Annotated in this window: 23 protein-coding genes, 1 tRNA gene and 3 pseudogenes; 12 read left to right on the top strand and 15 right to left on the bottom strand. The window is 69.5% G+C overall.

What is annotated here, in order from left to right:
- Positions 1-30 precede the first annotated feature (30 nt).
- Positions 31-486 (top strand): MarR family winged helix-turn-helix transcriptional regulator, encoded by a 456-nt coding sequence (locus FBY22_RS16960; RefSeq protein WP_142146469.1) that lies wholly within the window; start codon positions 31-33, stop codon positions 484-486.
- Positions 487-684: 198 nt separating this feature from the next.
- Here FBY22_RS16960 and FBY22_RS16955 read toward each other — a convergent pair whose 3' ends face one another.
- The 3 genes from FBY22_RS16955 to FBY22_RS16945 form a co-directional block, all read right to left on the bottom strand.
- Positions 685-987 (bottom strand): hypothetical protein, encoded by a 303-nt coding sequence (locus FBY22_RS16955; RefSeq protein WP_260844887.1) that lies wholly within the window; start codon positions 985-987, stop codon positions 685-687.
- Between the two features lie 197 nt (positions 988-1,184).
- Positions 1,185-2,303 (bottom strand): acyl-CoA desaturase, encoded by a 1,119-nt coding sequence (locus FBY22_RS16950; protein WP_142146467.1) that lies wholly within the window; start codon positions 2,301-2,303, stop codon positions 1,185-1,187.
- 7 nt (positions 2,304-2,310) lie between these two features.
- Positions 2,311-3,366 carry a ferredoxin reductase gene (locus FBY22_RS16945; protein WP_142146465.1) on the bottom strand — a complete coding sequence of 352 codons (1,056 nt, stop codon included), beginning with the start codon at positions 3,364-3,366 and terminating at the stop codon, positions 2,311-2,313.
- An 87-nt stretch (positions 3,367-3,453) separates the two neighbouring features.
- On the opposite strand from FBY22_RS16945, the gene FBY22_RS16940 reads away from it, so the two are divergent.
- Complete coding sequence (locus tag FBY22_RS16940) at positions 3,454-4,593, top strand: CdaR family transcriptional regulator (RefSeq protein WP_142146463.1); 1,140 nt, start codon at positions 3,454-3,456, stop codon at positions 4,591-4,593.
- 236 nt (positions 4,594-4,829) lie between these two features.
- Here the strand turns inward: FBY22_RS16940 and FBY22_RS16935 are convergent, their stop codons facing one another.
- On the bottom strand, positions 4,830-5,663 hold the full coding sequence (locus FBY22_RS16935; protein WP_142146461.1) for a PIG-L family deacetylase: 834 nt from the start codon (positions 5,661-5,663) through the stop codon (positions 4,830-4,832).
- 360 nt (positions 5,664-6,023) lie between these two features.
- Here FBY22_RS16935 and FBY22_RS16930 point away from each other — a divergent pair.
- Positions 6,024-7,270 (top strand): annotated as a pseudogene (locus FBY22_RS16930) (metallophosphoesterase).
- Between the two features lie 78 nt (positions 7,271-7,348).
- On the opposite strand, the gene FBY22_RS16925 reads toward FBY22_RS16930, so the two are convergent.
- Positions 7,349-8,335, bottom strand: coding sequence for an alpha/beta fold hydrolase (locus FBY22_RS16925; protein ID WP_142146460.1), 987 nt, complete (start codon positions 8,333-8,335; stop codon positions 7,349-7,351).
- 150 nt (positions 8,336-8,485) lie between these two features.
- Between FBY22_RS16925 and FBY22_RS16920 the strand changes: the two genes are divergently transcribed.
- Together FBY22_RS16920 and FBY22_RS44950 are read left to right on the top strand one after the other, a co-directional pair.
- Positions 8,486-9,142 carry a helix-turn-helix domain-containing protein gene (locus tag FBY22_RS16920; RefSeq protein ID WP_142146458.1) on the top strand — a complete coding sequence of 219 codons (657 nt, stop codon included), beginning with the start codon at positions 8,486-8,488 and terminating at the stop codon, positions 9,140-9,142.
- Positions 9,143-9,563: 421 nt separating this feature from the next.
- Complete coding sequence (locus FBY22_RS44950; RefSeq protein ID WP_260845004.1) at positions 9,564-10,010, top strand: hypothetical protein; 447 nt, start codon at positions 9,564-9,566, stop codon at positions 10,008-10,010.
- Between the two features lie 165 nt (positions 10,011-10,175).
- Here FBY22_RS44950 and FBY22_RS16910 read toward each other — a convergent pair whose 3' ends face one another.
- Complete coding sequence (locus FBY22_RS16910; RefSeq protein WP_260844886.1) at positions 10,176-13,433, bottom strand: FG-GAP-like repeat-containing protein; 3,258 nt, start codon at positions 13,431-13,433, stop codon at positions 10,176-10,178.
- Between the two features lie 334 nt (positions 13,434-13,767).
- Between FBY22_RS16910 and FBY22_RS16905 the strand changes: the two genes are divergently transcribed.
- Positions 13,768-14,301 carry a GNAT family N-acetyltransferase gene (locus FBY22_RS16905; protein ID WP_313905417.1) on the top strand — a complete coding sequence of 178 codons (534 nt, stop codon included), beginning with the start codon at positions 13,768-13,770 and terminating at the stop codon, positions 14,299-14,301.
- 171 nt (positions 14,302-14,472) lie between these two features.
- Here the strand turns inward: FBY22_RS16905 and mgrA are convergent, their stop codons facing one another.
- Together mgrA and FBY22_RS16895 are read right to left on the bottom strand one after the other, a co-directional pair.
- Positions 14,473-15,516, bottom strand: coding sequence for an L-glyceraldehyde 3-phosphate reductase (gene mgrA / locus FBY22_RS16900; RefSeq protein ID WP_142146452.1), 1,044 nt, complete (start codon positions 15,514-15,516; stop codon positions 14,473-14,475).
- Positions 15,517-15,857: 341 nt separating this feature from the next.
- Positions 15,858-16,390: pseudogene (locus tag FBY22_RS16895) on the bottom strand (LacI family DNA-binding transcriptional regulator).
- Positions 16,391-16,638: 248 nt separating this feature from the next.
- Between FBY22_RS16895 and FBY22_RS16890 the strand changes: the two are divergent.
- Positions 16,639-17,052: a hypothetical protein gene (locus FBY22_RS16890; RefSeq protein WP_142146450.1), complete on the top strand. Its 414-nt coding sequence runs from the start codon at positions 16,639-16,641 to the stop codon at positions 17,050-17,052.
- Positions 17,053-17,198: 146 nt separating this feature from the next.
- On the opposite strand, the gene FBY22_RS16885 is transcribed toward FBY22_RS16890, so the two are convergent.
- Entirely contained in the window at positions 17,199-18,467 is a 1,269-nt protein-coding gene (locus tag FBY22_RS16885; protein ID WP_142146448.1) for an MFS transporter, read from the bottom strand.
- 312 nt (positions 18,468-18,779) lie between these two features.
- Between FBY22_RS16885 and FBY22_RS16880 the strand changes: the two genes are divergently transcribed.
- A complete protein-coding gene (locus FBY22_RS16880; RefSeq protein ID WP_142146447.1) occupies positions 18,780-19,187 on the top strand; it encodes a hypothetical protein in 408 nt (135 codons plus the stop codon).
- 121 nt (positions 19,188-19,308) lie between these two features.
- Here FBY22_RS16880 and FBY22_RS16875 read toward each other — a convergent pair whose 3' ends face one another.
- From FBY22_RS16875 to FBY22_RS16850, 5 genes and pseudogenes are all read right to left on the bottom strand, one after another.
- The gene (locus FBY22_RS16875; RefSeq protein WP_260844883.1) at positions 19,309-19,488 is read right to left on the bottom strand and encodes a hypothetical protein; all 180 of its coding nucleotides are present in this window, start codon (positions 19,486-19,488) and stop codon (positions 19,309-19,311) included.
- Positions 19,489-19,809: 321 nt separating this feature from the next.
- A complete protein-coding gene (locus tag FBY22_RS16870; RefSeq protein ID WP_222127770.1) occupies positions 19,810-20,256 on the bottom strand; it encodes an alpha/beta hydrolase fold domain-containing protein in 447 nt (148 codons plus the stop codon).
- Between the two features lie 160 nt (positions 20,257-20,416).
- Positions 20,417-20,641: pseudogene (locus FBY22_RS44940) on the bottom strand (alcohol dehydrogenase catalytic domain-containing protein); the annotation flags it as partial.
- A 537-nt stretch (positions 20,642-21,178) separates the two neighbouring features.
- A complete protein-coding gene (locus tag FBY22_RS16855) occupies positions 21,179-21,781 on the bottom strand; it encodes a cadmium resistance transporter (protein WP_142146445.1) in 603 nt (200 codons plus the stop codon).
- Positions 21,782-22,601: 820 nt separating this feature from the next.
- On the bottom strand, positions 22,602-23,606 hold the full coding sequence (locus FBY22_RS16850; protein WP_142146444.1) for a GlxA family transcriptional regulator: 1,005 nt from the start codon (positions 23,604-23,606) through the stop codon (positions 22,602-22,604).
- 133 nt (positions 23,607-23,739) lie between these two features.
- Between FBY22_RS16850 and FBY22_RS16845 the strand changes: the two genes are divergently transcribed.
- From FBY22_RS16845 to FBY22_RS44500, 4 genes are all read left to right on the top strand, one after another.
- Complete coding sequence (locus FBY22_RS16845) at positions 23,740-24,696, top strand: proline dehydrogenase family protein (RefSeq protein ID WP_142146442.1); 957 nt, start codon at positions 23,740-23,742, stop codon at positions 24,694-24,696.
- A gap of 176 nt (positions 24,697-24,872) precedes the next feature.
- Positions 24,873-25,109: a transposase family protein gene (locus tag FBY22_RS44510; RefSeq protein ID WP_222127769.1), complete on the top strand. Its 237-nt coding sequence runs from the start codon at positions 24,873-24,875 to the stop codon at positions 25,107-25,109.
- 12 nt (positions 25,110-25,121) lie between these two features.
- Positions 25,122-25,415 carry a helix-turn-helix domain-containing protein gene (locus FBY22_RS44505; protein ID WP_222127768.1) on the top strand — a complete coding sequence of 98 codons (294 nt, stop codon included), beginning with the start codon at positions 25,122-25,124 and terminating at the stop codon, positions 25,413-25,415.
- Positions 25,416-25,425: 10 nt separating this feature from the next.
- Entirely contained in the window at positions 25,426-26,190 is a 765-nt protein-coding gene (locus FBY22_RS44500) for a transposase (protein ID WP_222127767.1), read from the top strand.
- A gap of 141 nt (positions 26,191-26,331) precedes the next feature.
- Here the strand turns inward: FBY22_RS44500 and FBY22_RS16835 are convergent.
- Positions 26,332-26,405: transfer RNA gene (locus tag FBY22_RS16835), tRNA-Met, on the bottom strand.
- Positions 26,406-26,549: the final 144 nt, after the last annotated feature.

The following is a 26,549-nucleotide window of genomic DNA, read 5'->3' as shown; positions in this document are numbered from 1 at the left end:
AACACTGCTGGTCACGGTATCCTCGGTGATATGACGGAGACTCAGTCGCTGGAACCCGAGGAGTGGGAGTTCTGGGATACCTGGATGCGCGCACAGCGCCTGCTCACCAGGGAGCTGGAACGTGGTCTGCAGCGTGACTGCGACATCTCGAAGGCCGAGTTCAGCGTGCTGGTGACGATGTGGCAGGCCGCCGGCCGCGAGCTGCGTGTGGGCGAGCTCTCCGAATCGCTCGACTGGGACAAGAGCCGCGTCTCACATCAGCTGACCCGCATGGAAAAACGCGGCTTCGTCAAGCGCACTCAGTACGGGGCCGATGGCCGGCGCGCGGGGATCGGACTGACCGCCGAGGGGCGCCGCGCCGCCCAGGACGCCATCCACGTGCACGGCGGCAACATCCGCCGCCACTTCCTCGACTCACTGACCCCCGAGCAGACATCGGTCATCCGGGCATGGAGCGAGCAGGCAGTCGATCGCCTCGACCCGTAGCAGCGAAACTGCCGGAGACGGCGCACTCTGGACCGCATCCCGCACCGGCCTCATAGACGCCGCCGATACCGGCCTGGGCAGGGCCAGCACCGTCACGCCGAGGGGCCCTGGACCTGAGCCGACAACACGAGTCGTGAATGGGCGAGAGAGCGGCGGCCATACAGGCCGCCTGCCACCACCACTACCCCCCACCGGCTGCTAAGAGACGGCCTCGGCGTTCGTGTGGGTGATCCGCGCGCCGGCAACGTCCAGTCGCCGGACGATCCGGTCGGCGGCCTCCAGTGAGAAGAGCCCCTTCGTCACGCTGAGGACGAATCCGGGCGCGGGAGGATGCGCCACCTCCCGCAGCAGGACGAAGGCCTCCCCTTCCGCCGTGGCGAACGCGAAGCAGAACCACTCCGCGAAGTCATCACGAGCCACCTCGGGCGCACCCCAGCGCTCCTCAAGGGCCGCGCGCTCGACGTCGACTTGGACGAGCCATCTGGTGTCACGCGGGCTCACGTCCCCTTCGGGGATCCGACTCAGCCCGGTCGGGTTGGACTGCCTCGGATCCACGCTTATCGCGCCTCCGTCACCATGATCGGAACGGACGCCCACTTGTCACCGTCCTTCGTGAAGGACTCGACGCCCTCTTCCACAGCCGCTCGCCAGGCAACATGGCGACTCGTACGACCGCGTACCTGAACTCTTGGCGGGAATCAGGCCGCGACGAGCTCCTGTTCGCGCTCCGGCGCCTTCACCACGGGCTTCTTGTTCGGCAGCGAGAGCCGGAAGACCTTGTGCCACGCGGAGAACACCTGCTTGGGCAGCGGGCCGGTGACGTACTCCAGCTCGTACTTCTCGAACAGCGCACGCACCTTCACCGCGACCTCGGCGTACCGGTTGCTCGGCAGGTCCGGGAACAGGTGGTGCTCGATCTGGTGCGACAGGTTGCCGGTCATGAAGTGCATGGCCTTACTGCCGCTGATGTTCGCCGAGCCCATCATCTGGCGCAGGTACCACTGGCCGCGCGTCTCACCCTTGATCGACCGGCGCTCGAAGACCTGCACGCCCTCGGGGAAGTGGCCGCACATGATCACCGAGTGGGACCAGAGGTTGCGGACCAGGTTCGCGGTGAACGTGGCGGCGAGCGTGGGCAGGAACGACGGGCCCGACAGCAGCGGGTGGATCACGTAGTCCTTGAGCACCTGCTTGCGGATCTTGCGGCCCACGGCCCTGGCCCGCGCGCGGAACTCCGGGTTCTTGCGGCGGCGCTTGTGCAGGTTCTTGCCGAGCTCCAAGTCGTAGGCTGCGATGCCGTACTCGAAGAAGCAGGCGTTGATGAAGTTCCACAGCGGCTGGCCGAGGTGGAACGGGTGCCACTTCTGGTCCTCGTCGACGCGCATGATGCCGTAGCCGAGGTCGTTGTCCTTGCCGATCACGTTGGTGTACGTGTGGTGCAGCTCGTTGTGCGAGTGCTTCCACTGGTCGGCCGGCGAGACGTGATCCCACTCCCAGGTGGTGGAGTGGATCTTCGGGTCCCGCATCCAGTCCCACTGGCCGTGCAGGATGTTGTGGCCGATCTCCATGTTGTCCATGATCTTCGCCACGGACAGACCGGCGGTGCCGATCAGCCAGGCGGGCGGGAAGATCGAGAACAGGAGTACGCCCCTGCTGACCAGCTCGAGCTTGCGCTGGGCGGAGATGACCTTGCGGATATAGGCGGCGTCTTTCTCGCCACGGCCGGCGATCACCTCGTCGCGGATCGCGTCCAGTTCGCGGCCGAGCTCCTCGATCTGCTCCGCGCTCAGGTGGGCGGTGGGGTCGATTGCGGTCAAGATGTTCCTACCGTTCGATGTCGCAGGGGCCCGCGGCGGCGGACACGCAGGTCTGGATGAGGACGCCCGGCTCGGCCTCGGTGATCTCGCCGGTGCGCAGGTCGCGGACGGCGCCCGCCTTGAGCGGCGAGACGCAGCCGAAGCAGATGCCCATACGGCACCCGGAGGGCATGAGCACGCCCGCTTCCTCGCCGACGTCCAGCAACGGCGTGGCGCCGTCCGCGTCGACGGTCTTGCCGGTGGCGCTGAAGGTGACCTCGCCGCCGTCGCCGGCGACGACGATGCTGGGGCGGAAACGTTCGGTGTGCAGGCGCTCTGGTACGCCGTGGTCGCTCCAGTGCTTTTCGGCCGCGTCAAGCAGGCCCGTGGGCCCGCAGGCCCAGGTCTCACGCGCGGTCCAGTCGGGCACGAGTTCGTCGAGCCGGGCGATGTCGAGCATGCCGTCCGTGTCGGTGTGCACCTCGGTGAGCCGCAGCTTCTTGTCCGCGACCAGGCCGTGCAGCTCGTCGCGGAAGATCACGTCCTGTGGCCGTGGGGCGCAGTGGACCATGACGACGTCGTCGAACTCGGTGTCGCGCAGCATGCCCATCACGGGTGTGATGCCACTGCCGGCGGTCAGGTAGAGCACCTTGGCGGGCTTGGCCCGCGGAAGGACGAAGTCACCGGTCGCCTGGTCGAGCTGGATCAGTGTGCCCGGTTTCGCCCTGCGGACCAGGTGGTTGCTGACCTTGCCGTCAGGGATCGCCTTCACGGTGATCGTGACGCGGCCGTCCGGGCGGTTCGTCGGCGAGGTGATGGAGTAGGCACGCCACAGGCGCACCCCGTCGACGTCGACCCCGATCCGCATGTACTGACCGGCCGTGTGAGCGCGCCAGCCCCGTCCAGGTCTGATCACGATGGTCGCGGCGTCACCCGTCTCGGGGTGCACGGCCTCGATGCGCCCTCGCAGGTCGGCGCCCGCACGCAGCGGGCTGACCAGGTCGAGGTAGTCCGACGGCAGCAGCGGCGTCGTGACCATCTCCAGCAGTTTCCACGCCCTGCTGCGCAGGGCTGTACTCGTCATGACTCCAGCTTGCTGCGTCTCAGGGCGTAAAGTCCTGACCGTAGGACGTGAATCTGGTGGGTGGAATTGTTCGCAGGGAATAAAAACGTGAGCCGTGTAACCGAGAGGGCCAGCGAACTGGCCTTGGATGAGACGACGGTCACCGCACTTCGGGCCGCGCTGAAGACCACCGCCGACGAGGTCGTCCAGGCGATCATCGACGAGGTCCCGCCCTATGCCAATGCCCTGTCGGGCCACATGGGCGCCACGATCCGCCGAGCCGTCCGCACCGCCCTGGGGCACTACCTGGACCTCGCGAGCGGGAACGCCACGGGCGGCGACGGCGGTGACGCGGCCTACGAGCTGGGCCGCGGCGAAGTGCGTGACGGCCGTTCGATGGACGCCCTGCTCAGCGCCTACCGCGTCGGGGCCCGCGTGGCCTGGCGGTGCCTGGCAGCGGGTGCCGTACCCGCGGGCCTGCCCGCCGCCGAGGTCGCCAAGTTCGCCGAGCTGACCTTCGCCTACATCGACGAGCTCTCCGCCGCGAGCGCCGCGGGCCACGCCGACGAACTGGCTGCCCGGGGCAGGGAGCACGAGCGCCACCTCGAACACCTGGCCCGCGACCTCCTCGCCGGCGCCAGCCCGGACGTGCTGCTCGTCTCTGCTCAACGGGCCGGGTGGCAGCCTCCCCTCTCGCTGACCGCGGTCCTGCTGCCCGCCGCCCAGGCCCGGCCCGCCTACCGCACGCTCGACCCGGGCACCCTCGTCCTCGACGATCTGCCGGACGCCACCGGTGTGCTGCTCGTCCCCGACGCCGACCGATCGCATCTCCTGCGGCAGCTGACCGACCGTACCGCCGTCGTCGGCCCGGCCCGGCCGTGGACGCGTGCGTCCGCCTCGTACGCCCGAGCGGTACGTGCGCGCTCCCTCTCCTGCGACATCCGCGACACCGAGGACCACCTGCCCGAGCTGGTGCTGAGCGCCGACGCGGACGCGTTCGCAGACCTGCGTGCCCGAGCCCTGGCACCCCTGCAGGCCGTGCCTGCCGCCACCGCACGACGGCTGGAGGAGACGCTGCGGGCGTGGCTGCTGCACCAGGGCAGGCGGGACGAGGTGGCGGCGGCGTTGTTCGTCCATCCCCAGACGGTCCGGTACCGGATGACGCAGCTACGGGAGCTGTTTCCGGATCTCGCATCGCCACACCGGGTCCTCGAACTGACACTGGCGCTCGGTCTTCCGGTCAACTGACGCCCACCTCGACCGTCCACGACCGCCTCCGCCAGCGGTGAGCGAGGCGGGAACCGGTAGTCGGCCCGGTGGGCATCAGCTACCCACCGGGCCGCGCCGTGTGTACGTGCTCGAAGTGACGCTCCGCTGGTCTTTCAGGCCTCAGAGCAACCTACGAACTCGCCCGCATCCTCCACCGCTCCCCGACCACGGCGACACAGGGGCGGCTTGCTCTTGCCGCCGGTCGGGCGGGCGGATCAGCGCAGGCCGGCGAACAGATCGTCCTCGGGTGTGGCCGCACCGGTGGCGTCCTGGACACGAACGAAAGTCTCCACGCCCATCAGCTCACCGAACCTCTCCTTGCCCATCTTGAGGAAGAAGATGTTCTCGCCCTGACTGGCGTGCGCGGCCAGAGCGTCGAACTTCTGACCGCTGAAGGCGGTGGTGTCCACCCACGTGGTGATCTCATCGTCGGGAAGACCGATTTCCGCCAGCGCGGCAGCCTCCGCCGGATCCGGCTCCGGCATCTCGTCACTGAACTCGCGCATGATCTCGCCGAACCGCTGCATCATCGAGCGAGGCATGGTGGTCCAGTACACCTTCGGCGTCAGACCGGACATCTCCAGCGCCGCCATCGTGATGCGGTGGGCCTGAATGTGGTCGGGGTGGCCATAAAAGCCGTTCTCGTCATAGGTGACGACCACGTCAGGTCGGTAGTGCCGCATACGTTCCGCAAGTCGGGCCGCACCCTCAGCCACGGGGGTCTGCCAGAAGGACCCAGGAGCGTCGTTGCTCGGCCACCCCGCCATCCCGGAGTCGGCGTAGTCGAACATCTCCAGATCGCTGATCTTCAGGACCTCACAGCTCGCTTCGAGTTCCCGACGGCGCATCAAGGCGACCGCGGCCGGGTCGTGGTCGGGATCGCCCGGCTTGACACCCCCCGGTCCATCACCGCAACTGCCGTCCGTACACGTCACAAGAACCGTGCGGATGCCTTCCGCCGCGTACCGCGCCAAGACCCCTCCGGTTCCCGTGGCCTCATCGTCGGGGTGGGCATGTACTGCCATCAGCGTCAAAGGCCGACTGAGCATCGATCAATCCTCCTGCGAAGCGGGTCCTGGTTCACGTGCGCGGCGAGGCGTCACCGTGGCGAAGGTCCGGGCCACGGTGGGGCGGACGACCCTGTGGTCTGCGTGGTCCCCGCCCGTGTGGCGCCGGTTCCTCGGTCGATGCAACCTGCCGGTCGGACCGACTGTTCCCGACACGGCCGCTCGGTCTTCCGCGCTCGAACAGCACCCCACTTCAGCGGGCTTCGCGGTGATCCGGCGAGTCTCAGGTGACCGCGCACTCGCTTCGGCACCCGATGGACGCTGATCCGGTCGATGATCCGGCCCGCCCCAGGGCAACCGGATACTGTGCCCGTGACGGCAGCCTGGTCGGGGAGGGCAAGCATGACCGACACCAGCAGCACCCGAACCACCGAGGGGGAAGCGCAAGTACCGCGGCGGAGCCGACTGCTCCGCGTGGTGCGCTACATCCCCCTGATCGCCCCCGTACTGCTGTGGGCAGTTCCCTGCTGGGTGCTCCTGTACACGGGCCAGAGCTGGCCGCTGCCCGTCAAGCTGCTCGGCACCGCGCTGTTCGCCCTCGGCCTCGTGGGCATGCCCCTCGCGATGGCGCGCGGTCACGGCCGGCGCCAACAGGACCGGGCGGCGATCATCGGTGACACCCTGCTGGGGACCGGCTGGATTCTGTTCACCTGGTCCGTTCTGCTCGGTGTCCTGTTGCGGCTCGCCCTCACCGTGGCCGGTGTCGGCGGAAGTCAGGACCGTGCCCGCATCGTCACTTGGGCCATCCTCGGCGTCGGCGCCCTCATGCTCGGCTGGGGTTACGCCGAGGCCCGCCGCGTCCCCCGCGTGCGCCGACTCGACGTGCAGCTCCCGCGGCTGGGCGCCGGTTTGGACGGCCTCCGCGTGGTGCTCATCACGGACACCCACTACGGCCCACTCGATCGCGCCCGCTGGTCGGCACGGGTGTGCGAGAGGGTCAACACTCTGGAAGCCGACCTGGTGTGCCACACCGGCGACATCGCCGACGGCACGGCTCAGCGCCGCCGCGACCAGGCCACCCCACTCGGAACCGTGCGGGCCACCCGGGCCCGGGTGTACGTCACCGGCAACCACGAGTACTACAGCGAAGCCCAGGGCTGGGTCGACCTGATGAACGAGCTGGGCTGGGAACCGCTGCGCAACCGCCACCTGCTGCTCGAACGAGGAGGCGACACCCTCGTGGTCGCCGGCGTGGACGACGTCACCGCCGAATCCTCCGGCCTGCCGGGCCACCGCGCCCACCTCGCCGGAGCCCTGACCGGCGCCGACCCCACCTTCCCCGTCCTGCTCCTGGCACACCAGCCCAAGTTCATCGACCGGGCAGCAGCCGCCGGCATCGACCTCCAGCTCTCCGGCCACACCCAGGCGGCCAGATCTGGCCCTTCCACCACCTGGTCCGACTCGACCAGCCCGCCCTCGCCGGCCTCAGCCACCACGGCGCCCGCACCCTCCTCTACACCAGCCGCGGCACCGGCTTCTGGGGGCCGCCATTCCGCGTCTTCGCCCCCAGCGAGATCACCCTGCTCGTCCTCCGCTCCCCGCAGGCGGCCGCCTCACCCGGCGCCGGGCGGGCCGACACATCCGCGTGAAGCCTCATCATCGCTCCCCCTCGCCCGGCAGCTGCGCCACCGACAGCGAACGCCAAACCGCCCCGGGGGCGAGCCTGTTCAGACCTGAAGCGTGGCGAGCCAGTCGGTCAGCAGGCGATTGACCTCCTCGGGGCGCTCTTGCTGGATCCAGTGGCCGCAGCCGTCCAAGAGGTGTGAGCCTGACAGGCCGGGGAGGGTGGTGGGGTAGGCGTCGATGGCATCGGACATCCAGGTGGTGGAGGCGTCCAGGGCGCCGCCGATGAACAGGGACGGCTGCTTGATCGGGGCTCCGCGATACGGGGTAAGGTCCTCCCAGTCCCGGTCCATGTTGCGGTACCGGTTGAGAGCACCGGTGATCCCCGTCCGCTCGAACTCCCCGGCGTAGACGTCGAGGTCGTCCTCGCTCAACCAGGCCGGGAGGACCCCCGTGGGAAAGCGGTCGCGCAACCGGCCGCCGCGGGCGACGAAGTGCGGGTCGGGCTCGTCCTGGGCGGGCATGGTGTCGGCGGACAGGGCTGCGTAGAAGCCCGCGAGCCAACCCCGGACGTCGGGCTCGACCTCCGCCTCGGCGCGGCCGGGCTCTTGGAAGTAGGAGACGTAGAACTCCTGCCCTGGGCCGCCGACCTGGCCGAAGATGTCGGTGGGGCGGGGGCCGCCTGGAGGCGCGTAGGGGACGCTCAGCAGGCCGACGGCGCGGAAGACCTCGGGGTGGAGCAGGGCCGAGGTGGCGGCGATGTTGGAGCCCCAGTCGTGGCCGACGACCACCGCGCTCTCCTCACCCAGGGCGCGCACCACGGCGACGTTGTCCTCGACCAGGTCGAGCATCCGGTAGGCCTCCGTCGCCTCCGGTTTGGACGAGCGGCCGTAGCCGCGCACGTCGATCGCCACCGCCCGATGGCCGGTCGCGGCAAGGGCCGGGAGTTGGCGGCGCCAGGAGTACCAGGACTCCGGGAAGCCGTGCACGAGGAGGACCAGCGGGCCGGCACCCTGCTCGACCAGGTGCACGCGCCCGGCCGGGCCCTCGACGGTGCGGTGGCGCGGCTCAGCACTCGGCTCGGACGGCATGGGCTTCTCCTCGGTTCGCGGCTGATGCGGCTGATGCGGCTACCCATCGATCATGCGGCGCGGTGTCCGCCCGCCGCGACCAGCCTTGCCAATCTGGCGAACTCGCAGGACACAGGGGGTTGAATGGCACGGCAGGAAGGGCCGGGAAAGATGGCAGTCGATGACGTGGAAGGCACGATCGCCGCAATGGGGCCCCGGTTGCGGGCCGCGCGCGAGCACCACGGCGCGACGCTCGCCGCTGTCAGCTGTGCGACCGGCATCTCGACCAGTACGCTGTCCCGGATCGAGACCGGTCGTCGCCAGCCCACCCTGGAGGTGCTGCTTCAGCTTTCGAAGGAGTACGGCGTCGGCCTGGACGAACTGACCGGCACAGCGCCCGCACCCGCCCCCGCGGCCAAGCCGCGCGCCGCGGCGCCGCTGAGCTTCGGCGATGACAAGGCAGTGCTGCCGTTGACCCGTTACGTCGGCGGCCTGCACGCCCACAAGCACGTCCTGCCCGCCCTCGAAGATCCGCCGGCGCGCCCCCGTCAGGTCTCCCATGACGGCTACGAGTGGCTGTGCGTCCTGTACGGGAGACTGTGGCTCGCCCTCGGCGACCACGACCTCATCCTGAGGGCCGGGGACACCGCCGAGTTCGACACCCGTACCCTGCACGGCGTCACGAACGCCAGTCCCGGCGGCCCGGTCGAGTACCTGATCATGTTCGGCCCGCAGGGCGAGCGCCTACGCCCGCGCACCCCTCCCGCCGCCGACCGCGGAACTCGCCAGTCCCACCGCGCCCCAACCGGCGGAGACGAAGAGCCATAGGCTCCGGAACTGTAGTAACTACCCCCAACTGAGCGGCAATTGGGCGGCAGTCGGTGTCAGTGGGCCCTGGCATGATCGCGGTCATGACTACTTCGATCGTGGAAGAGCTCGTCTACCGAGCGGCCGAGAAGCATGGCGTCCCCGGGCCCGTCGCGCAGGAGCTGCTCACCGGCTCCCGACCGTGCCTTCACCTGGTCCCCTTCCGGGACCTGACGCCCGCCCAGCAGGAAGAGGCCCGGCCCGCCGCGCGCACGGGAGGCCTCCCCTGCCTGCCGGACGGCGTCGACTGGCCCGACGGACGCGACCCTCTGGTGCTGACCGTGGACTGCGCGGCAGTCCCCCGGGAAGCCCTGGACATCGAACTCCCGCACGACGGAAGCCTGTTGTTCTTCCCGAGATCGAGTACGAGCCGGAGTCGTCCGTGGTGCTCCACGTCCCCGCCGACGCACGGACCACGGAACGCCCGGCGACGTACGAACTCGACGGCGAGCCGGCGCAGGTCAGGGTCTACCAGCCGGATGTTCTGTATCCGGTGCCGGGACTGACCGTCTCACCCGATTGGCGCGATACCCCCGCGACCAGCGCGTTCCTGGATGGCGGCGCGGACCGGGACGACATCCTGGACGATTTCGAGGACGCCGTGCGGGAAGCGGCGGCGGGCGGTGCCTCCCATGGAGTTTCCGTCCAACTGGGCGGCTTCTCCAGCCCTTGGCAGTTGGCACCGGACGAGGGCGACCTCGTTCTCCTGGCGCAGATACACGGCCAGTCGATCGACCTCAACGTCTACACCCAGACCCTGATCGTCGGCACCCGCGAGGACATCGCACAGCGGCGGTACGAAGCCCTGGAATTCGAGCAGCAGGTCTGAGCAACCACCAGCTGGCTCACCACGCCAGTGCGGCCGGGGTCACGACTTCGGCTTCGCCGAGGGCGGTGGTCTGGGTGGTGGTGCGGGTCTCGGTCCGCTGGCGGGGGGACTTCGATCACGGCGTCGCCCGGCACCCCGGAGGATGCCGGGCGGGCCCGGTTGTCGTCAGATGACGGCCTTGTAGTCCTTCCAGCCCGTGGTGATCTTTGTGCGGCTGCCGAAGGAGCCCCTGCCGTTGCCGTTGTAGCGCCATACGGTGCCGGTGGTGTCCCGGGCCACGAGGTCCGCGCGGCCGTCGCCGGTGATGTCGCCGACGCCGATGACCGCGTTGTAGGAGGAACCCCAGTCGCTGAACACCTTGACCCGGGCCTTGAAGCCGCCCGTGCTCGTGGTGTTCGCCTCATACCGCCACAGCACGTTCGACTTGTCCTGGACGAGGAGGTCACCGCGGCCGTCGCCATTGAGGTCACCGCCGCCGAGGATCTTCTTGTATCCGGTCCAGTGGGAGGCGATCTTCGCGCGGGATGAGAGCTTCCCGTTGGCCAGACCCTTGAAGAGGTAGACGTCTGCGGTCGAGGACTGGCGGCCGATCAGGTCGGGACGGCCGTCGCCGTTGACGTCGCCGGGGGAGGTCAGAACGTCGTACGCATTCCAGCCCGAGGTGCCGAGTGACGTGTATGGCGTGGTGGGCGTCGCGGCTTTGCCACAGGCCGGGCGGTAGGCCCGCAGGGCGCCGCCGGTACGGACCAGCACGTCGTTGCAGTGGTCGCCGTCGAGGTCGCCGAACGGCACGAACTGGGCGGTGGCCGGCCACCCGGATCCGGAAACCGTGCCGCCCAGCGTGCCCGTACCGGTGCCGCGGTGGATGGTGACGGTGCCGGAGGAGCTGAGGGTGAGGACGTCACCGACTCCGTCGCTGCCGACGTAGTCGCGCGGTGCCGCCGCCCCGGCCGTCACCTTGACGTCTGCGGAAAGGGTGAGCGCAGCGCCCTGGCCGTCGGCGGCCTTGGCGGTGAGGGTCCAGGTATAGGTGCCGTTGGTGACCGGGCGGCCGGCGCTGTCCTTGCCGTCCCAGTCAACCGTCAGCAGACCACGGGCCTCGGCACCGGACAGCGTGCGAACGGCGGTGCCGGACGCCTTCTGGCGGATCGTCACCTTCCAGTCCGCCGCGGGCTTTGACAGCCACCAGGAGCCGGACCAGTTCGCGGATCCTGCGACGACCATGGCGTCGACGGCCGTGAGCGGGGACGTGGGAACACCGGCCGGTACGACGTGCACGCGCTGGTCGCGGTCGGCGTAGGCGACGCCGCCGCCGAAGCGGTCCACGGTCCAACTGGTTCCGGCCTCGGTGTTCTTCGGGCCGATGTCGGTCCAGTCGGCGAGTTTGCGGCTCGGCAGGTCGGTGTGACTGCCGGAGGCGGGCAGTCCGTTGTGCAGGTCGATCAGTGTCAGCCCGCTGGCCGACTGAGTGCCGGAAACGCGCTCGACCAGGTATCCGTCACCGAGCAGGACCCTGCCGTCCGGGGCGGTGGAGGTGCGCTTGGTGGCGCGGTCGTACAGGCCCGCGCCGTGCACGTCCCCCGAGGCGTCCTCGCAGACCCAGTACACGAAGCGGTCCACGGCCTGGAGGCCGGAGGGAGTGCAGCCGTTGCGGGTGGTGAAGGACTCCGCTGCGGTCCCCGCAGGCAGGCGAGTGGCGGTGACCTTGCCTCCGCCGGCCGCGCCGCTCCACAGGGTGTTCCCCCACACGGCGGCGGCGACGCGGTCGCGCTTGATCAGGACCTTGCCCGCTCCTGCGGCGGCGAACTCGCCGATGTACTGCTGGCCGGAGGAGGCGCCGTTGACGACGGCGTACCGCCCGGAGAGGTCCGCGAGCCGCGGGGAGTCGTCGCCGGTGTCGAGGGTCGGACCCCAGCCGGCCACGCCGTTGGAGCGGAGCATGGTCAGGCCGGACTCGGTGGCCTCGCGGCGGCCGTGGTGGCCGGCGCCGTCGGCGAACATGCGGATGCAGCGGGGCATGATCTGGTCGCAGGGGCCGTCCCAGCCGCTGACCAGGCCGTCCACGGTGCTACGGGTGGGGCTCGGGGTGCCGCTCGTGGTGAGCCAGGTGCTGCGGTAGGCGCCGAGGACGGTGCCGGGCTCGTAGAGCGTGCTGTTGTCAGCCGTGCTGAGGATGCCGCTGCCCAGGGAGAGGCCGTGGATCTGCGCGGGCATCGGCTGCACGGCGGTCAGGCGGCTGCGGGTGACCGACCCGTCGGCGCCCTGCGCGACCCGGTACACGCCCCAGTCGAGGTCCCCCTGCTCGACGGGGTGCGCGGCACCCGCCACCAGGACGGAACCGTCCGGCGCTTGCACGAGCTGGTGGGCGGCCGGATCCATGACGGTGGTCGAGGCGGTGTCCGACCCGTCGGAGGCGAGGGCGACCAGGGGCTGGCCCCGGTACTTGTTGTCGCCCGGCGCCATCGGCTCGACACCCAGCAGTGCCGAGCCGACGACGCCGTAGGTGGCCTCGTACGACAGTGAGCTCGTTTCCAGGGTTCGGGGCGGCGCGGCCAGGTCGGCGCGGTCGAGCACGTCCGCCTTGCCGCGTCCCGGGCGCAGCCGCAGCACCGAGCCGGGGCTCAGCCTGAAGCCGGTCACCTCCCAGCCCTCCTGGGGGCTGGGGCGGTCGGGCAGGGGGCTGGATGCGCCCGTGGTGAGGTCGACGATGCTCCAGCGCGTACCGTCGTCCGTCTGGTAGCGCAGGATGACCGACCGAGCGTCACCGTCCTCGACGCGGATGTCGCCGACGCCGGAGGGAAGCCCCGTCACCGGCGTCTCCTGGACCTGGCCGCTTACGAAGCGCCGGAGCTGATAGGCCTCCGGGTTGCCGCCTTCGCCGCTCGTGCTGGTGAGGACGGTGGCGCCGAAAGTGCCCTGGTACGAGTAGGGCTCGGGCACGGGGACGACGACGCTGCCGCCCGAGGTGCCGGCGCCCTGGATCAGCGTGACCTGATCGTCCTCCTCCGAGTAGAGGGCGACAGTGTCCGATCCGTCTCCGTAGTAGCCGACTTGGAAGGAGAGGTCCCCCAGGGTCGAGCCGTCGTCGATGTTGTACTGGAGCGGGGCCGGCATGTGCTGTTCGATCGCTGTGGTGGTACCGGTGGCGTAGTCCGTCCACAGGAACCGGTCGTCGCTCTCCTGAGCCCACAGGAATCCGCTGGTCCCGGCGTTGAGAATCCGGGTGAACCGGGGAACTGCCCGCGCGGCGGCCGGCAGGACCAGGCCCTGGGCGGAGACTGCGGGCACGGCCGGCGCCGCCACAGCGTGCGTGTACCCGAGCGGGAAGCCGACGGTCAGCGCCGCCATGAGGGCGGCTGCGGTCCGTCGTGCCGAGCGTGAGCCGATGCCGGGTCTGTGCCGACGAGGGTGGAGCTGGGCCACCGTTCCTCCAGAAAGCAGGGCAGGCATGTGCAGGAGGTACGGCAACGCCCTGGCATCCCCTGCGGCCCCCCGGCCGCTCCCCCCACGCGCGTGTCCAAGGAGACTAACAGCATGGACATGACGTTCCGCCCCGAAGAAGGGAGAGCCGGAACGGGTGAGCCATGGCCTCGGCCGGCGGAGAACGGGCGAGTCCAACACGGCTGAGGGCGTCGGCCTCAGGCATTCCTCCGGAAGTGGCTGACCATCATGCGGCCAGCCGGAACGCCAACTATCAAATGCGGTGGATCGCCTGGAGCACCCCACGTAGCGTCAGCTGCCGCGGGCCCCGGAACGGATGACCGGTGCCCATCCGATCAGACCAGCCCAGGACGGATGGACGTTAATGGACCTGCGCCGCTTTGCCCCTGTGCACGCTGCCTCCGTTGCCGGTTGGCCGACATCTTTGACGGAAGTCGTCATGTGGTGCGGGGGAAGCGAGTTCCCCATGCCGGAAGAGACGATCTCCGGGTGGCAGCAGGGCGACGATGTGGAAGCGCACGTGCTTGTCGAGGGCGAGAGACTCCTTGCCTATGGGGAGTTGTGGTTCGACGCCGAGGAAGACGAGGTCGAGCTGGCACGGCTCATCGTGGATCCCGAGGTCCGGGGCGAAGGAGTGGGCCGTGAACTCGTTCGAGGTCTGCTTGCGCGGGCTGTCGAGGCAGGCTTCGATGACGTCTTCATGCGGGTGCATCCGGAGAACGACAGGGCGCTCCGGTGCTATACGGGTGCCGGGTTCGTGCCCGTTGATCCGGGTCTTCAACAAGAGTGGAATGCTGCCCAGCCCGTCAACTACACCTGGCTCCGCCACCTCGAAGGGCTGCCTCAATGACGGCAGTTGTGTCGTGTGGGGAACCGCTCGCCCTCCGCACCTTCGTCAGACACCCCGACCAACTGCCGCAGCACCTCGACCGCTTGCGCCCCATCGACCCAGTGCCCTTCCTGGCCTGCCATACCCGACGGTGAACCGCGGGCCCGGCGCGGAGTCGGGGCGGCTGCCGTGTCAGCCGATGTTGCCCTGCCGGGCGTCCCGCCACAGGTCGACGTCGCCGTCGGTGGCGTACTTGTCGATCTCGGCCAGTTCCTCGGCGGTGAACTCCAGGTTCTCCAGCGCGGCGACGTTCTGCTCCAGTTGCTCCGTACGGGAGGCGCCGATGACCAGCGAGGTGACCCGCTCGTCCCGCAGCGCCCACGCCAGCGCCATCTGGGCCAGCGTTTGCCCGCGCCGGGCGGCGATGTCGTTCAGCGCACGCAGCCTGCCCCGCATCTCGTCCGTCAGCCACGCCGCGTCGAAGGACGTGCCGGCCGCGGCCCGCGAGCCCTCCGGGACGCCGTCGAGGTAGCGGCCCGTCAGCATCCCCTGGGCGAGGGCGGTGAAGCCGATGACGCCGAAGCCCTCCTCCTGGGCGACGTCCAACAGCCCGTCGGTCTCGATCCAACGGTTGAGCATGCTGTACGAGGGCTGGTGGATCAGCAGCGGCGTGCCGAGGTCCCGCAGGATGGCGGCCGCCTGACGGGTGCGCTCGGGGTCGTAGGAGGAGATGCCGACGTAGAGCGCCTTGCCCTGGCGCACCGCGGTGTCGAGCGCGCCCATCGTCTCCTCCAGCGGCGTGCCGGCGTCGAGGCGGTGGGAGTAGAAGATGTCGACATGGTCCAGGCCCATGCGAGTCAGGGACTGGTCGAGCGAGGCGAGCATGTACTTGCGTGAGCCGCCGCCCTGACCGTACGGCCCGGGCCACATGTCCCAGCCGGCTTTGGTGGAGATCACCATCTCGTCGCGGTACGGCGCAAGGTCCTGCTTCATCAGCCGGCCGAAGTTGATCTCCGCCGAGCCGTAGGGCGGACCGTAGTTGTTCGCCAGATCGTGGTGGGTGATTCCGAGGTCGAAGGCGCGCAGCGCGATCTCGCGCTGGGTCTCGAAGGGACGGTCGTCCCCGAAGTTGTGCCAGTACCCCAGAGAGAGCAGCGGGAGGTGGAGACCGGAGCGGCCGGTCCGCCGGTAGCGGATGGTGCCGTCGTAGCGGTCGGGATGTGCGACGTGGGTCATGCGTCAACCATGCTCGTGCACGATTCTGAAGTCCAACAAGTGAGGATCATCGGATTCAGCGCCGCGGCTTCTCAATCCGAGTGGCTCGGCCCGGCGGAACGCGCGCATCCCTCGCCCGACGAGTTCTCTCGATCGAAGAGCCGACCATCAACAGCACCGAGAGCGGTGCAGGCGGGTGACCTGCGCCCCTTCGCTGCTATCGCCTGAGTGGCAGCCTCGCGGCGCAACCGGCCAGTGCTGCAAGGAGCGTGCGGCCCGGACAGCGGCGCACCATGGCTGCGGTCTCGAGAGGCGGACACCCGGTAGGTCCAGTTACGAACCCCGTGACACCCAGGCGCCGTTCAGCCGCCGCTGCTCTCCCGGACCATGATCCGGTGGCCGATCACTTCATCCCGGCAGGGAGCGGACGGGTCGGGGCTGTCGATGCGCTCCAGGAGCAAGGACACCGCGGCCCGGGCGATCTCGCGTTTGTCGGGAGCGACGGAGGTCAGGCTGGGCACGCTGTAGCGCGAGGCCTCGATGTCGTCGAAGCCGACCACGTCCACCTCGCCGGGCACCCGCAGCCCGTCTCGTACAGCGCGCGCAGGGCGCCCAGGGCCAGGTTGTCGTTCAGGCACAGCAGTGCGTCCGGCGGGGTGGCGGTCTGCATCAGCCGTGTCGCCGCGTCCGCGCCGTCCTGCCAGTGGAAGGCGTTCACCGGTACCATCAGGCCGGGGTCGAAGGGCACGCCGGCGGCGGTCAGGGCCGCGCGGTGGCCGTCGGTGCGCTGCCGGTCGGTGCCCTGCCTGCCGCGCAGCGCGCCGCCGATGACGGCGATGCGGCGGCGCCCCCGGGCCAGCAAGGACGACTCCGCCAAAGCGGTGTGGTCGCGCACCCGGTTCGACGCCAAGACCTCCGCCGCGCCGAGGCCCGCCGCATCCACCTCTCCCTCGGGGAGAGCCGCACCGCGCGCGTGCTCACGTTCCCGGGACTGACCGCGCTGGCACTGCTCTGGCTGCTGCCGGCCGCCTGGGGCCTGCTAGAGCCCGGGTCTTCCGCCACTGCCGCGGCGGACGCTCGGTGCGCTCCAGCCATGTGCCGGCCGGCGACCGGGGGCGCCGTGTTCATGCCATGATCTGTGGTATGAGCACAGACACCGGACACTCGGGGATCGTGTACTGGCGGCGCAGCGTGTGGAACGGCGCCCGCTGTGAGCCCGTGCTGGTCACCCTGCGTCCAGACGGCCTGCAGGTGCGGGACCGCTCCCTCGCCACCGTTCTGCAGGCCGACCCCAGCGCGGTCACCGGTCGCCCCACCCGGCTCGGCACCCTCGTGCTCACCGTCGAAGGACAGCGCTACGCCCTTGTCGGGAGGGGCGCCTCCCTGTCCCCCGCGCCCAGCGCCGATCAGCAGCGGGCTCTGGAGGACGCCGGCCCCGGATCATCGGGAGCGGCGGCGGCCGGAGGCGCGGTGGACCAGTTGCTCAACGGTGGCGCGGCGGCACGGATGCGCGACTGGCACGCCCGACTGGCCGCCGCCGGAGCCCGGTTGCGCTGACCGGAAGCGGGGCGCGGCCCCCTCGGATCAGGTGAGGCGCCGCGGGGACCGCGAGCACGATCAGGCCGACGGGGCACCAGGTTCCATCGGCGGACAACCCAGCAGTTCTGGCGCCGGAAACGCCTGTGCCTTGCTGCGCGTGGTGTTCATCCCCCGTCGACGACCAGGCGCAGGGCCGGCGCACGGCGGAGTCTGATGAAGGTGACGATCAGAGCGACAGCCTGGAGGACGGCGCAGACCAGCAGCACGCGGCCCAGGTGCGCGGGCGGGGTGAGCGCGACGAGGATGCCGGCCGCGGGGAAGGGTAGCAGCAGGATCAGCATGGTCAGCGAGAGCGTGGCACCGAGTGCCGTCGACGGGATGATCAGCGAGCGCACGGTTCGCAACACGACCGTGAGCCCACCGTCGCCCGCCATGAAGAGGGCGACCAGGACCGTGTAGGAGACGTACGACGGCGCCAGCGGCAGGCCAAGACAGGCCGCGGAGGCGAGCGTTGCGGACACGACGCCCACCGCCCACAGGTCGAGTCGGCGCAACACCAGACGGCAGCAGGTGATCGCCAGCAGGGTCGCCACCGCGGCGGCGGACCACATGGTGCCGACGCTGGCCGAGGAGCGGCCGAAGGTCTCCACGACAATGACCGGGCTCGCTGACTGCAGCAGCCCGAGCGCGAGGTTCGAACAGGTCAGGCCGCCCACAAGCCAGCCCAGCGCGGGCAGGCGCAGCAACGTGCGCAGGCCCGCCCGCAGCCCGCCGCCCTTTCCCGCCCCCTCCCCGGACGCGGCACGCAGCGGGGTCGGCGGGGTCTGCAGACCGAGTACGGCGGCGAACAGAGAGACCGCGCTCAGGCATGCGAGCATCCACCCGGGGCCGGACAACAGCAGGAAGCCTGCGAGCAGCGGACCGATGACCGTGGCCGTCTGGTCGATGCCGACGAGGACCGCCTGTGTCCCGTGCGGCCGGGTTTCCCCGCGCCGGGTGACAACCGCGCCGACGGCCTCGTTGGCGACGAACCCGAACTGGGAGAGGGTTCCGGTCACGGCCGCCAGTACAAGGATGACGACCGTCTCAGTCGTGCCCCGTGGAAGCATCGTCAGGGCGACCGCGGACGCCGCCACCACCACGGACCGGGCGAGGGACGACATAAAACACACGATGGCCGCACCGCGCCGGTCCACCACATTCCCGGCCAGCACGAACGCCGCGATCCGCGGCGTCCATTCCAACGCGAACGCCAGACCCGTCAAAGAGGCGGAACTGGTGATGGTCAGGACCAGAAGCGGCATCGCGTACGTCGACATGGAAAACGCCAGCGCATCACTCGCGCGTGGTGCGTAGACTCGCCGAAAGTGACTGCCGGGCGGAACGGCGGCATGCCGACCGGCAGGCCGGTCCCCGTGCACAGTGATGGCCACGAACAAGAGGCTTTCGGTGAGAAGTTCAGGGGGCGGAGAATGGCGGCGGTCGCCCGCGCGAGAAAGCAAAGTGCGGCAATTTACTGTGCGGCGGCAGAACTCACAATGACGGCAGGGAAAAGCAACTGACCCGTCCACGGCGACAGTTGACGGCCGAACTATACCGTCTCCACACCGCTCTCACAGGCGGCCCGCCAGGGACTCGGGCACTATGAGGCCATATCAGCCGGATACCGATACGAGCCCATTCAGGGCCCGGTTCGTTACGTACCGGCAATGCCGGAATGGCACGCTCCGTGATGTAGTCGAGCAGTGACCCGATTCGATGGAATTCGGAAGAAGATCGGCAATCGCCGGAGATACGGCAGGGACAAGACCTCCGCCGAACCGGCCCGGCCCTCCCGGCTGACGGACATCGTGGTCGCACTGCTGCTGGCACTGGCCGACGCCCTCGCGCTGGCCGGCATCGGTCTGATCTTGACCCTGGGCGGTATGGCGGCGACCATGGGCGACGCCCAGCCCGGAACTCAACGACCTCATCCCGGATTCTCGTTCTCGGGGCTCGCCCTCGCCTGGGTGGTTCCCGCCGCGCTCGCAGTCTCGACGTTCGTCCACGCGAGTCTGCGCATGCCGGTCACCGCCGTCGTCCAAGGACTGTTCCTGATCGTCGGGATCGTGCTCGCGTTCGCCGAGACGTACATGTTGGTGTCGATCGCCTGACCGACGAGGAAACCCACCTCCGCCCAGTGGTTCGGCAACCGGTCAGGTACCGTCGGAGCCGGGATCGACCAACCTCGACCCCCATCTTCCTTCGGCCCCAGGCTGTTCGGGCCCCTCGTGGTCAGCCTGAGGCAGACTGGGGTTCGAACGTGAAATACACGGCCAGACAGTGGGGTTCATCCTCGCCGTCAAGGAAGTCCCACGAGACGTCCGCGATGCGGATGTCCTGCCCGCTCACCCAGGCGTGCGCCTTCGAGAAGACCTGAGCGGCACTCGCGCCAAGGAACAGTTTCCTCGCCATCGCGTGCACCCCGGTCTCAGCCTCCGAGTCGTCGAAGCCTGCGGGGAACGTCTACGCAGAAAGAGGGGTCCAGCATCACGTACCGTCCTTGCCAATGGTGGGCATTCACACAGCCTGGAAGAAATTTCCGTACGTAGCACTGCGTAGGACGCAGTGCGGCGAGAGAGGTTGCCTCCCCTCGGCCTCGTCATGACCTCAGCGCGATCCGCTCTCCAATTCCAGTGCGACGAAAGTCAGTTGACGTCTCGCCCATGCACGTCGCTGCCGCCGTCAGGTTCACTTTCTCCGGGATGCGCCGTGCTGTGAGTGGCCGGTCGCGGTTCAGAGCGACTTCAGGACCCGGACGCGGTCGGCGATGGCGCGCCGGGCGACGTCGGAGGTGAAGCCGATGGAGTCGAACTCGTGCGGGGCGCCGCGGTGCAGGTGGAACTCGACCGGCACTCCGGCACCGCTGTGCTTCGTGGCGTAGGCGGTGTCCTCGCCGCGGAAGACGTCCAGTTGGCCGACCTCGATGTAGGCGGCCCGTAGGCCGGTGGCGTCCTTCAGGCGGGCCGGGGCGGCGGTGGGCGGGACGTCCGGCCCGCCGGCGGAATCGCCGAGCAGAGCGGGCCAGGCGGTGCGGCTGTCGTCGTAGGACCACACGAGGTAGGGCGCGATGTGAGGGTCGGGGGCGGGGGTACGGTCGTCGAGCATCGGCATGAGCAGAATCTGACGGGCGATGTTCGGGCCGCCGCGTTCGCGGGCCAAGATGGTCAGTGCCGCCGCCATGCCGCCTCTGGCGCTGTCGCTTGCCGTGGTCGAACAGCGCCTGGTACGCGGTGAGACCGACCACGGGCAGCGCTGCGGCGTCGGCCAGGGAGACGGTCTTGGGCGCCGCCGCGAGGGGCTCGGCCGGCGCGAGGACGTACTGCGCGGCGGCGCCGGGCTTGTCCATCGGCAGGAAGCCGACGACGTCGTCGCCGACCTCGAGTCCGTTCACGCCCTCGCCCAGCGCATCGACCGTGCCTGCGACATCGAGGCCGGGAGTGTGCGGCAGCACCACCGGGATGGGGCCCTGCATGAAGCCGCCGCGGATGTTGCCGTCGACGGAGTTGAACGAGGTCGCGGCGACACGGATGCGGACCTCCCCGGCGCCGGGGACGGGCTGCTCCACGTCCTCGTAGCGCAGGACGCCGGCGTCACGACGTGGCCCGCACCTGCCACCACGAGTGGCCCGGACGGCCGAAGGTCACATGCGGTGTTCGCGGAAGGCGTGCTCGAGGCGCTGCGCACCTGGCACACCCCCCGCGAATTCCCCACCAGCGTCCTGCTGCACTCCCCTCTTGTGCCGCACGGCTCACGCGACTCGGTCGCTGACCTGCGCGGCGCCATCACCACCGCCCTCGACGCGATCCAGACAGACCCCGCGGGCGTCAAAGCCCACGAGGCGCTCACCACCACCTACATCACGGCCTGCCGCACCCACAGGGCCGCCGCCCGACGCCTCGGCGTCCCCTACGGCACCTACCGGCGCCACCTCACCCTCGCAAAGGAACGGCTCGTCGAACGGCTGCTGCGACAGCTGGCCACGGCATCCACACCACCGGAGCGCTGATGTCTCCGCGGAGCCGCGCAAGACGGGCTTGGCAAGAAGCGCGTGCCGCAGGTATTCCCCACGAGTCCCCGTGCCGTAGACGGCGCGCAGCCCGGGTCAAAGCCCGAAGGCATCGCCCTCGATGAGGATGAGCAGGCCGATGGTGACCAGGACGAGCGGCAGCAGGATGTGGCCCCAGCGGGCGAGAGCCTGTGCGATCACGGGCCGCGTGGCGAGGAACCTGCCCGCAAAGCACCACGCGGCCACAAGCACGAGGAACACCACGGCGTACACGCTCATGGCGCCGACACCGGCAGTGGCGAAAACGGGCACGTAAACGCCGATGTTGTCTCCGCCGTTGGCGAAGGTGACAGCTGCGACCTCCAGCGGGCTCGGCCCAGCCTCGCCAGCCTGCTCCCCCTCGTCCTCACTGCCGCCGCGGTGGTCCTTCCATGTCTGCCAGGCGGCCTTCAGGCCCAGGACGAGCGGCAGAAGCCCGAGGTAAGGAACGGCGGCCTCGGGCAGGAAGGTTGCGCCGAAGGTGGCGGCCACCGCCACAGCGAGGATCGCGGCGAAGCCCAGGTACTGCCCCAGAACAATGCGGCGGACGGAGCCGGGTTGCTCAGCACCCTGTGCAAAGAACAGCGCCAGGACCACGATGTCGTCGATGTTGGTGACAGCGAACAAGCCGGCGGCCTGCCCAACGATGCCCAGGTCCACGAGAGGCTGCTCTCCTTCGGCGCGGTTGCCTGGTGACGCTACCCGGAGCCGCTTCCCGCAGCGATCACGGGGCCACGGTTCGGTGCTGCCCGCTCGGCGCCCATCGATCATGACTTCGGGTCTCTGCGTACTGGCCTCGATCTCAGAAATCCCGCTGCCGCGGCGACAGCAGACGACGCATGGACGTGCTCGCTGAAGCGGCCTAACGTCTCAGGTTTCCTCAAACTCGTCATCGCACAGGCCACTCCGGCAGCACACGGGCAACCACTCGGCCGTCCCGAACACGTTGCAGACGACCCCTGTCGGGCTCCACCACCGTGAGAATCTCGAAAGCGGTGCCGCACGCTGCCATCGACCGACCCGACATCACCTCCTCGTACAGCAGCCAGAGCCCCCTGCCGGCCAGATCTCGGCACTCTTTCGGCAGATCGAGCCCTCGTCGAGCGGAATCCCAATCCGATCCCTCGCCCGCCACCAGGCACTGGAGGAGGCAGAGGAACCACTCGCGAGCTGGGGGTGCCACACCGTCCGCGAGGGCCGCGAGGGCAACCGACGTCACTGCAGGAGCCGGTGCCCAAAGGCCCGTCGGAGACCAGACGTGTTCCTCAAACTGACGTGGCTGGACCTCGCCCCGCCGCCCGCAAGATGCGGCAAATCGTGGGCAACGTGCTCTGCAGAGTTACCGCACCGCACGCGCACAGCATGCCCTTCCAATCCGGGTCTTCGATCTTGAGCGGTGCCCAGCGTCTGGGCCACCGACGTGCAGTCACGGTGATGACGGGCTTGCCGACCTGGTTCCGTTCTAAAGACCGGACAGCGATCAGTCAGTACTGCGCGGCCGTTGTGAAGCTGTGAGGGGCGCGGATCGTCGGCTGGTGGGCAGGGCTCTGAACGCCCGCCGGTATGCCTGGGGCGTCGTGCCGAGGTGTCGGGCGAAGTGGTGGCGGAGGTTGTCGACGGTACCGAAGCCCGTGCGGTGGGCGATCGCGGTTACTGGGTCGTCCGTGGTCTCCAGGTGGTGCTGCGCGAGCAGGACCCTCTGTCCGGTCAACCATTGCAACGGCGTGGTCCCGGTCTCCTGCCGGAAGCGTCGGGCGAAGGTCCGCGGGGAGATGTGGGCACGGTAGGCCATTGCCTCGACGGTCAGGTCCTGGTCGAGGTGGGCTTCCACCCAGGCCAGGACAGGGGCGAGGGACCCGGTCCCCTCCCGGGGCAGGGGGCGTTGGCGGTACTGGTGCTGGCCGCCGTCGCGGTGCGGGGGTGTGACCATGCGGCGGGCGATTGCGTTGGCGACGTCGCTGCCGTGCTCCTTGCGGATGAGGTGGAGGCAGGTGTCGACGCCAGCGGCGGTGCCGGCGCCGGTGATGACCGGGTCCTCGTCGACGTAGAGCACGTCCGACTCGACCCGGGCACGCGGGTGGCGGCGAGCGAGTTCGTCGGTGTAGCGCCAGTGCGTGGTACAGCGTCGCTCGTCGAGCAGCCCGGCCTCGCCCAGGAGGAAGGCCCCGGTGCAGATGCTCAGGACCCGAGCGCCACGCTTCACAGCAGCCCGCAGTTCCTCGGTCAGGTGGTCCGGCTGGCGCACATTGAGGTCGTAGGCCGGGACGCAGATGAGGTCCGCCGAGGCCAGCCGCTCCAGCCCGTGCCGGGCCCGCACCTCGAAGCCGTGGCGGGTCGGCACGCTGTCGCCGGTGGCCGAGACAAGAGCGAAGTCGTACGCGGGCAGCGCGTCGTCGCTGCGATCGATCCCGAAGACCTCGCAGAACACGCCCAGCTCGAACGCGTGGGCACCCTGGAGGGCAAGGACGGCGACGTCGTGAAGCACAGGTTCCCGATCCCTTCTTACGACGGTGGCAGGAATTTCAGCTTACCTGGCATTTCTGCCACTCTCAGGTGGGAGCGCCGGTCTGGAAGGCTCGCAGGCGTTCATCCATCCCGCGAACAGCTAGGCACAGCACATGACCACGCAGACCCCCGCCACCAACGCTGCCCTCTCGTCACAGGCTGCCCAAGTCCTGCGTGGGCTCGCACTCGACGAGGAGCTGAAGTGGCGCGTCCCAGGCGACCCGGTCCTCGGCCCTCTGGCCCGCAAAGTTGCGCAGCGGTACGTGGCCGGTGAAACCCTGCCCGACGCTCTGGATCGGGCGCAGCAGGTCCTGGCCGCCGGCCACCGCGTGAACGTGGAGTACATGGGCGAGAGCTGCCGCGACCCGCAGCGAGCCACGGAAGAGACCGACACGTTCCTCTCCGCGGCCCGTCTGCTGCCACCCGGGTGCTCGATCTCCCTCGACCTGTCCCACATCGGCCTCGCCGTCGATGCGGAGCTTGCCCTTGCCAACGCCTCCCGCATCGCCCAGGCCACCGCCGACACCGGGCGGGAGATGGTGATCTCGGCTGAAGGCTCCGACCGGACCGACGAGGTTCTTGCCCTGCACCGCAAGCTGCGCGAGCGGTTCGACCATGTGGGCATCACCGTCCAGGCACGCCTGTATCGCACCGCAGACGACCTGCCGGAGCTGCTTTCGCGTCCCGGCCGCATCCGCCTGGTCAAGGGCGCCTTCCTCGAACCTGAGGCCATCGCCCACCGGCGCGAGGCCCCGGCCCTGACCGCCGCCTATCTTGCGTATGCGCAACAGTTGGCCGACTCGGGCCATCTGTGCTCCTTCGCCACCCACGACTGGGATCTGATCAACCGCGTTGACCAGCACCTCGGAGGGAAGGGCACCGATTCCGATCCTTGGGAGTTCGAGACCCTCCTCGGCCTCGGGTCCGACCGCCTCCAAGCCATGGCCGAGCGCGGCCACCCCACCCGGGAGTACATCGTCTTCGGCACGGAATGGTGGCTCTACGTCTGCAACCGCATCGCCGAAGACCCCCAGCGCCTGCTCCAAGCCCTCGTCGACGCGGCCGCATGACCACCGCCTGATCCGGGCCTACGTCGTAACGTCTGAGCACACTGCCCTGCGAAGCGCCAGTGACCCGAGGGCCAGAGCCGGTCCGCCGCAACGACAGCCCCGCGCCGCTGCTGCCTCGCCATCGAGCGCGTGATCATTTCTGTTCTCCGGGGAGAGATCAAGCAGGATCCACGGGCTTGCCCAACGAAGCGACGTTGCTGCTCGACCTCGACGGGGTGTCCGTCATACGGGTCGAGCGGCTTGAGGACGGCACCCGCCGGGTGCATCCGGCCACGGCGGAGGAAGCGGCTCGTGCCTGCCCGGAGTGCGGCGCCTTCGCCCGGAAGGCGAAGGGCACGACCCGGACCCGTCCTCGGGGTCTTCCCTACGGGGAGCGCGGGCTGGTGCTGTTGTGGCACAAGCGCCGCTGGTGATGCCGCGAGCCGATGTGCCCGAGGAAGTCGTTTACCGAGAGCGTCGTCCAGATACCGGCCGGGGCGCGGATCACCACCCGGCTGCGCCAGGCAGCCGGGCGCCGGGTGCGCGATGCCGGCTCCACTGTCATCCGGGCCGCTCGCGACCTGCACCTGTCCTGGCCGACGGTGATGAGGGCCTTCCGTACATCGGCGCGCGAGGTCGTCGACGTCCCGCTGCCCGAGGTGAAGGTGCTGGGCGTCGACGAGACCCGGCGGGGCAGGACGAAGTGGAGCAGGACCCCGACAGCGGCAAGTGGCGCCTGACCCGGGATCGGTGGCACACCGGGTTCGTCGACGCGGCCGGCCACGCGGGCTGCTCGGCCAGGTCGAGGGCCGCACCGGCGCCGACGTCCTGGCCTGGCTGTCCACCACACCGCGGACCTGGCGCAAGAACATCACCCACGTCGCCATCGACATGGCGGCCACTTACCGCGCCGCGATCCGCACCGGCCTGCCCGATGCCATCGTCGTGGTCGACCACTTCCACGTCGTCCAGCTCGCCAACATAAATGCCGTCCATGGTCAGGCGCCGCACCACCGCCGAGACCCGCGGCCGACGCGGACAGGCCAGTTACCCGGATTGGAAGGCCAGACGACGTCTCCTCCGCAACGCGAGGACCTCACCGATGAGCAGTTCGCGAGGATGTGGAACCCGCTGCTGGACGAGGGGCAGATCGGGCAGACGCTGCTGACCGCGTGGATCGCGAAGGAGAGCCTGCGCAATCTCCTCGCCCTGGCCAGCACCGGCGCCGACCGGCACCAAGTCGGCCATGCCCGACGGAAGTTCCTCACCTGGTGCGCGGACTCGGATATCCCCGAGGTCGTCCGGCTGGCCGTGACCGTGGTCCGGTGGTGGTCGGAGATCGCCGTGTTCCTCGACACCGGCCACAGCAACGCCAAGAGCGAGGGCATCAACCGCGCGATCAAGCTCGTCGCCCGCAACGCCTTCGGCTTCCGCAACGCAGAGGACCTACGCCTACGCACACGCTCCGTCACCACCCGCCGAGCCCGCGGACACCTCCGCACCGCTCAACTTTGAAGACCCTCCAATCCTGCCCCGCGATCTCCATCTCGCTCAATCGCAGTCTCCCCCACCCCAGACAGAGGAAGACGGACCACCGCCGCCCACCTCATTGCCGTGCTCGGGGTCTGCTCTCCAGCCTCCGTTGCCGAGGCGGGATGGGGCCGACCGGATTCGAACCGGTGTCCTCCCACATGAGGTGAAGGCGCGACCACCACTGCGCTACGAGCCCCATCCCGCCCGCGATCATACGAGCCGCCCACGCCTCACCGCTCCAGAATTTCAGCCTGCTCGATGCGTCACCCGGATGATGAACACGCCCGCGACCGTGGTGTCGACCACCCTGGGTGACCTCTCAACTGACCGGACGCGACCTT

The sequence above is a fragment of the Streptomyces sp. SLBN-31 genome, assembly GCF_006715395.1.
Taxonomy (GTDB): domain Bacteria; phylum Actinomycetota; class Actinomycetes; order Streptomycetales; family Streptomycetaceae; genus Streptomyces.
This window is presented reverse-complemented; position numbering and strand designations above follow the sequence as displayed.